Origin of the sequence: Citrobacter koseri ATCC BAA-895 (assembly GCF_000018045.1) — a bacterium.
Classification (GTDB): Bacteria; Pseudomonadota; Gammaproteobacteria; order Enterobacterales; family Enterobacteriaceae; genus Citrobacter_B; species Citrobacter_B koseri.
Window position 1 is genome coordinate 892,833 of sequence record NC_009792.1, and the last position, 11,460, is coordinate 904,292.

Here is an 11,460-nt window from a genome sequence, read left to right on the forward strand (position 1 = left end):
GTCACCTTTCTGAAGTGCTGGGCTGTTTTTGCAACGCGGTCATTGCAGAAAATGCGTGGGGAAAATGGCGGACAATCTGCGTAAAAAAGGACCGGGCTTGTTGAATGGGATAGAAATGATCGCCGTCAATCACCACCGGGTCTGTAACGTGGCTCAGCCACTGACGCCAGGCATCAACCTGCTGCCAGGAGGCTTCGCGATCGTGGCTGCCGCACAATAACAGCGCTGGCGTGCGCAGCGGCGGACAGACGTCGGGCGAGTCGTAGTGATAGCTCTCGGTGGCGTAAAAATCAGCGCGCAGAAGAGGAAGAAACAGCGACATTAATTCCTGGTTTTCCCGCAGTTCAGGAGAACATCCGCCAATGTCTATCAGTTCAGCGATAAAGTCGGCATCATCGCGATGGCTGAGCTGGCGTTCAGAATGCAGATGCGGGGCATGGCACCCGGAAATAATCAGTCCTTGCGGCGCATGCCCCCGTTGCTCCAGAAGTCGGCAGGTTTCAAACGCCACCTGCGCTCCCATGCTGTGCCCGGCGAGTAAAAGCGGCGTGTCAGGCGATACGGACGCTTCCAGTTCGTTCGCCAGCAGTGCCGCCAGTTGTGTAATGCTTCTGAGCGGTTCCAGATGGCGAAGGCGATCGCGCCCCGGCCAGGTCACCAGAGAAAGCGCGCTGTTCGCCATTTGATTGTCTCGCCAGTGGCGAAACGCGCTACTGCTGCCGCCAGCGAAAGGGCACATGACCAGATGCGCAGTATTGCCGTTCCGGGCGGGCCACAGCGGGATGCACATTGCAGATTGCGTCACAGCGCCTCCTTATCATCATCGTTGTAGAAACCGGCTAACCGGTCGTGGTGCGGCGGCGTCAGGCGTCTGATCTCCGCATTGCCGGTCTTACGTAAAATCTGCTGCCATAAACGTGATAACGCGATCTGATGTACGCTTTGGCAGGCCGCTGGTGGATGTTCGCCCGCCAGATGGCTGCGCAACTGGTGTAGCAACCAGTTGACGCCCTCCGGCCCGACGGTTTCGCAGCAGTCACGCCAGCTCAGGGGCGCCGCGCTGCGCGTCAGACCCGGCGGATCGCGCAGGATCTCCGGTCTGCGGTAGAGACTGTGGGCGTTCTCCTGATGGTCTGCGACAAACAGGCTGGATGACCAGATGACGGGGCCGTAGCTCGCCTCCAGCGAAAGATGACCTTCCGGCCAGCCCAGCAGCAGGCGGTGCATGATAAGGCTATGCATATCTGGATCGTCAGGATCGAGATAGCGCTGAAGCAGCAGGCAGGCTTCTCCCTCCGGCCAGAAGAGTCTCAGGCAGTGAAAATCGCTAAAGCTGCCAACCACGTCGCACTCCACGGCGGCGGCATCAACGCCCAGAGCCAGCAACAACAAATCCAGCGTGGAGTAGAGCAACTGTCGGCTGGTGGTGGCGTGGACTACCGGCGGCGTCTTAGCCAGGCAGCGACGCAGCTGCTGCGCATCGCGAAGCCATGTGCGTCCCGCGCGCGTATGCGGATAAAACGTGTTTACCCAATAGCAGCAGCCCTGTTCCTGCGCCAGCGTTTGTAAGGAACTGATGTCATCCGGGTGGAGGGGATGCTCCTGAATAACGTGTACGCCGCGCGCCAGAAAGTGTCTGGCAAGCTGCGTACCGGTTCCTCCGGCGACGGTCGAACGCACGACAATACAGGCGATATCCGGCATCCCGGTTATCTGTTCCGGCGAGGTATACAGCGGAATGCCAAACTCGTGGGCCAGCTCTCTTGAGCGGGCGCTTCCCTGCGCCAGCAGGCCGACCAGTTCCAGCCCCTCCGGGGGCTGCATAAAGGCATTCAGGTACATTTCGCCAAATTTGGCGCCCACAATCAGTACGCGTTGTTTTGGGGAGGCGGACGGCATCATAACGTGTTCTCCGGTTGCGTTGAGGTTGCGCAAAGCCAGCGCGTAATGTGTTGCGCACAAGCCTGAACGTGGGGGGCTTCCATCATGATTTGCCAGTGGCTGGCTTCAATCACAGCGTCGTCGGCGTTGTTTATCCAGCCCTGCCACTCGGTTTCTGCTGGCGTCCAGCGTGCGGGTCTCCCGGCGGCATACACCATGAGACAGGGGACCGGAACGCTTTCGCCCGGCGTATGCTCAGTCAGTAAACGCAGCAGATGCGCGATGTTATCGAGCCACGTTTCTGCCGCTTGCAGCGTCAGGTTTTGCGACACCATACCGGCCGTTTTAGCGAGGCTGATAAAGTCGGCAAGCTGGCTGTCGGGCGTCTGCTGGTCGAAATGTTCGGGCAGCGCCAGAGGCGTTTGTCCTTCGGCTAACAGGCGCAGCAGGGCCGCCCGGTTTTCGCAACAGAAATCCTGTCGGCACACGGGATCGATTAACGCGATCCGAACCTGCTCGCCTTTGGCGTACAGGCGCTGTGCGGTGCCCGCCGCAAGAAACGCGCCATACGACCAACCCGCCAGCACATAAGGGCCGTGAGGCTGCTGACGACGGATGCACCCGACATACTCATCGATCATCTGGTCGAGCGTGGCAAAGCGCTGCGGCGATTTTGCTTGCAGGCCGAAAACGCGCCTGTTCAACGCGCTGGCGAGCGGCAGCCAGGCGCTGATATCGCCGTCTGAAGCGTGGAAGACGAACAGGGTTTCGTCGCCGTCGCCCTGGCAAAGGGGTATCGGGTTGTCCTCTCCTGACGTAGCCGCCTGTAGATGGGCGCAGAAGTCGCTCAGCGTCGAATGGCTGAACAGATCCTGAAGGTTAGCCCTGGCAATCCCTCTCCGGTTTAGCTGCGCGACCATCCTTGTCGCCATCAGGCTGTCGCCGCCCAGTTCGAAAAAGTCGTGATGCCTTGCCACGGGGCGAGACAGCAGCGATTGCCAGAGTTCAGCCACCTGTTTTTCCAGCGCCGGATTCCCCCCGGCAACTGGCGTAGGTTTGGCTGGCTCAGTCGGCGCATCAGACGGGGCATGCAGCGGCGTAAATAACGCTTCTCTTTGCCGGATCTGTAAAATGGGCAGACCGGTGCCAAAGCGCTGCTGTAAATAGTGGCTCACGGCTTTTTTATCCGGGCGATTTACGCCAGGCGAACGCGCCACCAGCAGATGCTGGCGCAGCGGCGACGATTCCTGCGCGGGCCACGCCAGCTCGTTTGCAAACCCGGCCTGAACGAGAACCTCCTGCCATGCGGAGCGGGTGAGCATCGGTTTCTCATCCCGGCGGCGGAAATCGCGGTATCCGCTTAATCCCTCAATAAAGCCCACGCTCGCCAGCTGGAATACGCTGTTTCGCTCCGTCGCTTCAACGATCAGCAAACGTCCGCCGGCTTTCAGCAACAGTTTTAATCTGCGCAACGTCTGGACGACATGGCTGGCGTCGTGGAGCACATTGACGGCAACGATCAGGTCGTAACCCGCCTCCGGGTGGGCGGTGAAATCCAGCGGCTGGTTGATGTCGAACAAGGCATAAGACACCCGCGATTCATCATGGAAACGGGCTCTGGCGTCATTGAGGAACTGCGCGGAGACGTCCGTGAAGTGGTACGACTGCCGCGTGTTCCGCGTGGCCTTCAGCACCGGCGCGGTAGTGGCTGCGGTTCCGGCGCCAACCTCCAGAATCCGTTCTGCGCTGCACAAGGCGGCAATCTGCGCGGTATAGCGATTCAGACAGGCGCTGGCGGGGTTGTCGCGATACAGCGCGTCGGTAACGCGATGCTGCTCGTTGAACAGCAATTCCAGCGGAGAACACTGCCCGGAGAAGAGGGCGTCGTGCCGGGCGATGCAGGTTTCCAGATACTGCGCCAGCGCCTGGCTCCATTGGCTTGGCGGGCACGCTTCCTGAGGCTCAGGAATCTCGCTGAGCGGAACGCGGCAGCGCCAGCTTTCACCTTCGCGGATTAACCACGCTCTTTCCGTCAGACACTGTAGCCACTGGCGCAGCAGACGCTGGTGAGACGCTTGCGCGGACAGCGCCTGTACTATTGCGCTAAAGCGATGGGCGATCTCCGGCGTGGTAAACAGGCCGTGACGATTTAGCGTGGCCGCGATCCCCTGTAGCGCACGCGCCTCCAGCCAGCGCCAGGTCGCCTCCAGCTCATCAAGCTGCGCCTGCTCAGGCAACGGCAGCGCCAGTTGGGTAAGTTCGTGCTCATCAGGCGTCGCCGCTGATGGCGACGGATCGTCGGCCATCACGATATCCAGCGTCAACGCGCCCTGTTCGGTCATTTCCGCTCTGGTCTGCCGGATGCCGGGGTATTCGAGCGTCGCCTGCTCAATATCCCGCAGGTCGTAGTCCGTCTGTGCGTTCAGCGGCCAGCGTCGGCGGGGAATGTGCCCGGCGATGCCGCTGGCGAGAGTCTTCAGGCTTTCAGGGGCGGCGATGACGGCTTGCAGGATGGCGCAATAGTCATTAAACATCGCCTCGGCAGCGCCGGGTTCCAGCACGTTGTCCATGCAGTACCAGCTAAACATCAACTCGCCGTCGCTCTCCATGACCTGATGATCCAGCCAGACCTGCGGCGTTTGCGTGAACACATAGCAGGGTTCGCCGAACAGATGGCTCATCGCCTGATCGATAGTCATGCCTTCCAGCGTCATCCCCAGCATACTGGTAAACACCACCGGCATTAGCGGTTGACGTTGTGACCCGCGCAGGCGGCCCAGCTCACGGATCACCTCAACACCGTTCATTTCACTGTGCGCCATGTTTTGCCAGAGGCGCTGTTGGGTCTGTTGCATCTGCTCTTGCAACGTCACCGGCGTTGAGAAGTTAAAATCAACCAGCGTGACGGAGGTAAAATCACCAATCAACTGGTTGATTTGCGGATGGATCGGCTGGCGATTGAAGAACGTCAGGTTCAGCGTAAATGCCGTGGTGCGGCTCCAGCGCTCAAGGGTGGCGGCAAACAGCGTGAGCAGTGCGGCAGACGGTGTGACGCCTTGCTGCTGCCAGCGCTGTTTCACGGCCTGCCATTCTGTCTTGCCGATCGTCGATTTGAAGGTGGTGAAGTGTGGCGTTTCCGGGGGTGTCTCAACCACCGGCAGCTCTGGCGCTAAGGGCAGTTGCGGCAGTTTTTCCTGCCAGTAATCCCAGGCATCGTGCCATGCCGATGTCTGTCGGCGCGCCTGTTCAGCCATCACATAATCACGGAAGGTAATAGCGAGCGGCGCCAGCGTTTCACCGCGCCAGACCTGCGCCAGATCGTCCATCATGACTTTAAAACTCTGCACATCGAACTGCAAAAGGTCGAGGTTCATGTGCAGGCGGTAATGGCAATCGTCGATTTCGCTGACCACCAGCTCAAAAAGAGGCCACTGGTCGGCAGGCAAAACGCGATAGCTCAGTTCATGCCGCCGTTTTTCCAGCGCTATACGCTGTTCTTCCGGGGAAAGCGCGCGCAGATCGTCACGCTGGATGTGATACTCCGGCGTTGTCGCCAGGACTCGCTGCTGCCCGTCGGCATCAACCACCATGCGCAACATATCGTGGCGTGCGATAAGCTGGTTCCATGCTTTCTCCAGTATGGCGAGATCGAACTCATCGTGGCGTTTATCCCACTCAAACAGGACGTGACAGGCGACGCCGCCATAGCCAATGAGGTGGGTTCGCCCCAGCCAGTAGGCGTGCTGAATGGGCGTCAAAGGGAAGGGCGCATAACGCTCGTCGGCGTCGTGCCGCAACACTTCCGGCTGCGAAGCGGCAGGCGTCGTCTCTGGCTTAGAACAGATAAGCTGCGTGAGTCCATGAGGAGACAGATCCTGCCACGCCCGTTCCGCATTGATGCGTACACCCAGGTAGTGCTGAATATCGCTACTGAGTTCAAGGAAGAGCAGCGAGTCCATGCCGAGTTGCAACAGATCCTGGTTTGGACGCAGTGACGCCGGATCGCTCAGCCTTAGCTGAACCGCAATCCGCTTTTTCAGCCATGCCATCACCGCCGTTTCATCGCTCAGGCTGCCGTTAAAGGCGTTGTCATCAGCAGGAGGAATGACCGGCGTTGCGGCTTTTTCTGTGGCGCTGATGTTAAACAGAGCCTGTTGTAACGGGGGCATTTTGTCGGTAAAAACGCGCATCGCCAGTCGCCACGGGGCGCCGCGCATCACCGCCTGTTCCAGGTGCCAGCAGCCTTCGGCATCGCTTAACGCGCCCATACCTCGGCTGGCGAGCGTCACCAGCATTTCCGGCGTGGCCGCCCGACCGCTTTCTCCCCATGCGCCCCAGGCGACAGAGAGCGTTTTCGGCGCATCAAGGGTGGAAAACTGCTGGGCCAGCCCGTCCAGGTAGCCGCAGGCCAGCGCATGGGCGCTCTGACCCGGCGCGCCGAGGGTGGCGGCAGCGGAAGAGTAGAGAATAAGATAGCGTCCGTCGTGGTTGCGCAGGGTTTGCAACAGCTGGTTTGCCGCCTGCGCTTTTACCGCGAAAACGGCAGCCAGCTGGTGGTCGTCAAGCTCCTGCAACGGCGCGTCAGCCAATACGCCAGCGGCATGAATCGCTCCGGCAATGCCGCCGTTGGCCGCCAGATCGTCAAGAACCGTGGCCAGTTGCCCGGCATCGCCCACATCACAACGGCAGACGCGCGTCTGCCCGCCCTCCACGTCGCGTAGCCATGACTCATCCACGCGCGGCGCCAGCAGGGCGATGCGTCGCGCCCCTTTTTCTCTGAGCCAGTTCACGGCAAGGCGGCCTAATCCGCCAAACGCACCGGTCACCAGATGCCAGCGGTTATCGCCGATAAACACGTTTGCCGGTAATTCAGCGGCGCATCCCGTATTGGGCGCCAGTGAAGGGAGCCAGAGGGTGTCACCCCGTGCGGCGAGCCAGCGCTGTGATAGTGAGACTGCGCTCAACCCTTGATGCAGCGTTTCCCACGGGGTGTTTTCGGCGAGATCGATGGCGGCAATCAACCGTTCCGGCTGTTCGTTGGCCGCGACGCGAAGCAAGGCCCATAGCGCGTGATGGGACGCAGAGAGTGCCTCATTTTCCTCGACTCGCCACGCGCGGCGGGTGACCACAATCAATCCGGCTGCGCTGGCGGTGAGCGCCGCTATCACTTTCTCCGCTAAGGCCAGCGTATCCTCGCTCTCCTCAACAATCATCAGTCGCGAAGAGGCGTGCGGATCGTGAATGATGCCGTATTGCGCCAGCTCGTCGCTGCGCGCAAGCGTACCGGTGCTAAAGCTGAAGGTAAGCGGATGGTCAACGCTGGCGACGTTGAGGGGCGTCCAGCGCCATTGATAATGCGTCTGCGGCGCAGGAAGAGGCGCGGTGGGCGATAGCGGCAGCCACTCGCCATCAGGATGACGGGCTTCAACGCGCATCTGACCGCGGGAAAAGGCTTCGTTTTGCCAGCTTAAGCGAACCTCCTCCAGCCACTCCGGGGCGGCGACGGGGGGCGGTTCCACAGGCAGAGCGTCGCCATGACGCTGTGAGAGCAGACGCCAGGCCTCCTGCCAGCGGGCGTTAAACCGTTCAGGCTGACCTGCGCAATCAGACCAGTCGGCGAGATAATCACCGTTATCCGTCAGCGCCTGCCCCAACACGGGTTCTGATGGCGCGGTGAATGTTACGGCGCTAACCGCCTGACCGGGCAGCGTGGCGAGAATGATATGTTCGCTCATCCCGGCGGTTGGGCTGCCATCCTGCGGTAGCCACGCCACTTTGCTGAATCCGGCGTGGCGGCACTGTTGCTGCCACTGAGCGGTGGTGAGGAATAACTCACCTTCGCGGGCGTCGAGATCCTGTAGCGGAAGAACCAGCGGGCCGAAAACGAAGTCAAACAGACGCATTGGCTGGGTGATTTCGCGCATCAGCAGGCGCCCGCCCGGCTTGAGCAGGGGGCGCAGATTATCGAGCGTGCGACCAATATGGCGGGTGGCGTGAATCACGTTCGCCGCCACGATAAGATCGTAAGACTGTGCCTGGAAGCCCTGAGACTGCGCCTCTTTTTCGAGATCCAGCTCGCTATACTTCACAAAATCATAGTCGGCGAATTTCTGCTGGGCGCGGCGGGTGAACAGCGCCGAGATATCGGTGAAATGGTACTCCAGTGCCGGAACGCCGTTAAGTTCCGGCAGCAGCCACGCGGTGGTGCCGCCGGTTCCGCCGCCAACTTCAAGAATACGCAACGGCTGGCGGGGCTGACGCGTCTGGACAATGCCGCGTAATACCCCGGCGGCGATTTGGTTGAAATAGCGGCCAAAGCTGAATTCCTGATACAGCACTTCCACGCCGTCGGAGGCGCTTTGCGGGAAGATAATCGCCACCGGTTCTTCCGCGCCGCTCATCATTTCATATAACCGATCGCCGGCACGGGCGATGGTGTCGGGAATAGCCTGAAAACCTTCACAATAACCGGCAAGTTCCGTCAGCAGTGATTCCCGCTGTTGATGTTCAATGGGGCGGGCGCGGACGTATCGCCCGTCGGTGCAGCGGTAATCGCCGTCGACCACGCAGTTATTCAGCAGGCGCTGGAGTAGCTGCTGGTAGCGGGGCAGCAGACGTCCACGGCGCATGATGGTCATGGCGTCCACGCCGTTCTCAATGGCATCGCCGGTACAGCGTTGTACCAGTTGATCGACGTAGATGGCGTGCAGTCGCGTGGCGCACTGTTTAAGCGCTTCCAGGCGAGGGAGATCGAGCGCTGTCGCGGCGCGACTCGCCACCTCCAGCCCGGCAGACAGCGCTGCGTCGGCAGGCTCGCAGGCCGGGGAGACGCGCTCTTTCCAGTAACGCTCAGTATCAAACGGATAACATGGCGCAGCGATACGTTGTCCATCGCCCGCCAGCAGGTCGGCCCACGGTAGGGCGACGCCGGCAGCGTAAAGCTGGAGCAGGGCCTGATTGAGGACATCGCTCGCCTCTTTGTTACGCCGGGCGCTGGCTATCCAGTATGCGTTATCGCGGTATTCGCGCTGCCCGCAAGCAACCAACTGGGCATCGGGCCCCATCTCCAGAAAAACGCGGGCGCCGAGCTGATGCGCCACCTGAATACTCTGGATAAAACGCACCGGCTGGCGCATGTGTCGGCGCCAGTAATCCGCCTGGTTGAGCGTTGACTCATCAATGACGTCGGCGGTGAGCGTGGAAATAATCGGTATTTGCCCCGGCTCCGCGTGCAGTCCCGCGCAGGCGTCCTGGAACCGATCGAGTATCGGCTCCAGTAAAGCGGAGTGCGCCGCACCGGTTACGCTCAGGCGACGATAGTTAATGTCATGCTGCGAGAGCGTGGCGCAAAATACTGCGAGACGGGCTTCCGGCCCGGAAAATACCGTATGTTGCGTACCGTTATTGGCGGCGAGATCCAGCTCAAACTGGCGAGCCAGCGGCATCAGCGTGTCTTCGTCTGCAAATACCGCCACCATCGCGCCGCTTGCGCACTGCTGCATTAGCGCGCCGCGCCGACAAACCAGTGGCATGACCTGTTCAATCGTATAGTGTCCGCAGACAACAGCAGCGGCAAATTCACCGACGGAATGCCCAATGGCGAAGTCTGGCTTCAGTCCTTCAGCACGCCAGTGCGCCGCCATCGCGATTTCAAACGCGACAATCGCCGGCTGCGCCCAGGCCATATTGTCCAGTTGCGCCGAATCGGGGTTAAACATCGCTTCGCGCAGTGACGGCGTGAGCATTTCGCTACAGGCGGAAAAACAGCGATCCAGCGTGTCGGCAAACGCCGTTGAGTGCTGGTACATCGTTTGACCCATAGTGCGCCAGTGCGAGCCCTGGCCGGTAAACAGCCACACCTGCTTGCCGCTGGCGCCGTGGCCGCTGTAAACCAGCGCCCCCGATTTCTCACCGGCCCAGGCGCTGAGCGCCTCGGCGGTTTCACGGTTTAATGGCGCCGCCAGGCGGAAGGGGAGATCGAGACGGCGCGCGTGCAGGGCTGTGAAGGCCAGAGAGCTGGCATCCGCATTCTCTCTCAGCGCCCCGGCATAATCCGTCGCCAGCCGCCGCAACGCGCTGTCGCTGGCGGCGCTGAGCAGCAGCGCGGTACTTTTTCTGCCGCTATCCGTATTGGGGAGGCGCGCGTTGAGCGCGTCGGGCAGCGAGGCGACGATCATATGGCAGTTGGTGCCGCCAATACCAAAGGAGGAGACGCCCGCATAGCGCATTTCGTCCTGCCATGCCTGTGCCGACACCGGTATGGTAAAGGGGCTCTCTTCAAGTTTCAGCGCCGGGTTGGGGGTGTGAAAATTCAGTAAGGGAGGAATTTGCCCGCGATTGACTGCCAGAACGGTTTTCAGCAGTCCGGCAATGCCCGCCGCGGTATCCAGATGGCCCATGTTACTTTTCACGGAACCGAGCGCACAGCGCTGATCCTGCGGGCGAGGCGCATAGACGTTGCGTAACGCTTCAATTTCAATCGCGTCGCCCAGCGGTGTGCCGGTGCCGTGGGTTTCAATGTAACCTACCTGCCTGTCGTCGATGGCCGCCAGCATTAACGCCTCTTCGATGACTGCCTGTTGCCCTGCGACGGAAGGGGCGGTATAGCCGACCTTTCTGTTGCCGTCGTTGTTGACCGCGCTGGAGAGGATCACCGAGATAATCGGATCGCCTGACAGCAGCGCGTCTCTCAGGCGACGCAGCACCACGCAGCCGAGACCGTTACCGGCCCAGGTGCCCTCAGCCGAGGCGTCAAAGGGACGACAGTGACCATCAGGAGAGAAAATCATTCCGGGCTGGTAGCGGTAGCCTGCCTGCTGGGGGAAAGAGAGCGCCACGCCGCCGGCAACCGCCATATCGGATTCGCCTGCGCGCAGGCTTTCACAGGCCAGATGCACGGCAACCAGCGAGCTGGAGCAGGCGGTCTGTACCGATAACGCCGGGCCGTGCAGGTTGAGTTTGTACGCGGCGCGGGTGGCAATATAGTCTTTATCATTGCCCATCAGAGATTGCAGACCTTTTACCTGCGCGACTTCTGTCACGTTCAATGCTTCGCGACCGGGGTAGGTACTCATCCGGGAAGAGGCGAAAACGCCGGTCTTATGGGGGACGGCGCCGGGGGCATAACCGGCATGTTCCAGCGCATGCCAGACCGCCTGCAAAAACAGGCGCTGCTGCGGGTCCATCGACTCCGCTTCCTGTCGCGAATAGCCAAACAGGGTGGCGTCGAAGCAGTCGGCGTTGTCTAACACCGTACCGATATTGACATAATGAGGATCGTCAATGATGGCGGCATCCAGACCGACGGCCAGAAGCTCTTCGCGCGTAAAGCGTCGGCTGCATTCACGACCTTCCAGCAGATTTTGCCAGAACGTTTCGCCATCCGGCGATTCAGGAAAATGGCAGGCGTAGCCGATAACCGCGACAGGTTCGCAGTCCGGGTAGTGTTGAGCGATCGATGCATCAATGGAATCTGCTGTCGGCGCAGAAGAGAAGCGCAAGTTATCCATAATCGGTCCCGTTTCCTAAGATTCACAAAGTCAATGGAACGCCATGCGTTCGCGATGGCGTTCCGGGGAA

The 11,460-nt window shown here is 60.6% G+C and carries 3 protein-coding genes; all 3 read right to left on the bottom strand.

What is annotated here, in order from left to right:
* Position 1 precedes the first annotated feature (1 nt).
* The 3 genes from ybtT to irp1 are packed head-to-tail and all read right to left on the bottom strand — an operon-like array spanning position 2 to position 11,390.
* Positions 2-805, bottom strand: coding sequence for a yersiniabactin biosynthesis thioesterase YbtT (gene ybtT, locus CKO_RS03945; RefSeq protein WP_024130222.1), 804 nt, complete (start codon positions 803-805; stop codon positions 2-4).
* A complete protein-coding gene (gene ybtU, locus CKO_RS03950) occupies positions 802-1,902 on the bottom strand; it encodes a yersiniabactin biosynthesis oxidoreductase YbtU (RefSeq protein ID WP_012131843.1) in 1,101 nt (366 codons plus the stop codon). Before ybtU ends, ybtT begins: the two co-directional genes overlap by 4 nt.
* Positions 1,899-11,390, bottom strand: coding sequence for a yersiniabactin polyketide synthase HMWP1 (gene irp1, locus CKO_RS03955; RefSeq protein WP_012131844.1), 9,492 nt, complete (start codon positions 11,388-11,390; stop codon positions 1,899-1,901). The genes ybtU and irp1 overlap by 4 nt, the downstream gene beginning before the upstream one ends.
* Between the last annotated feature and the right edge of the window lie 70 nt (positions 11,391-11,460).

Excerpts from the sequence above, each read along its gene's own strand:
- ybtU (WP_012131843.1), bottom strand. The coding sequence starts at position 1,902 with ATGATGCCGTCCGCCTCCCCAAAACAACGCGTACTGATTGTGGGCGCC.
- irp1 (WP_012131844.1), bottom strand. The coding sequence starts at position 11,390 with ATGGATAACTTGCGCTTCTCTTCTGCGCCGACAGCAGATTCCATTGAT.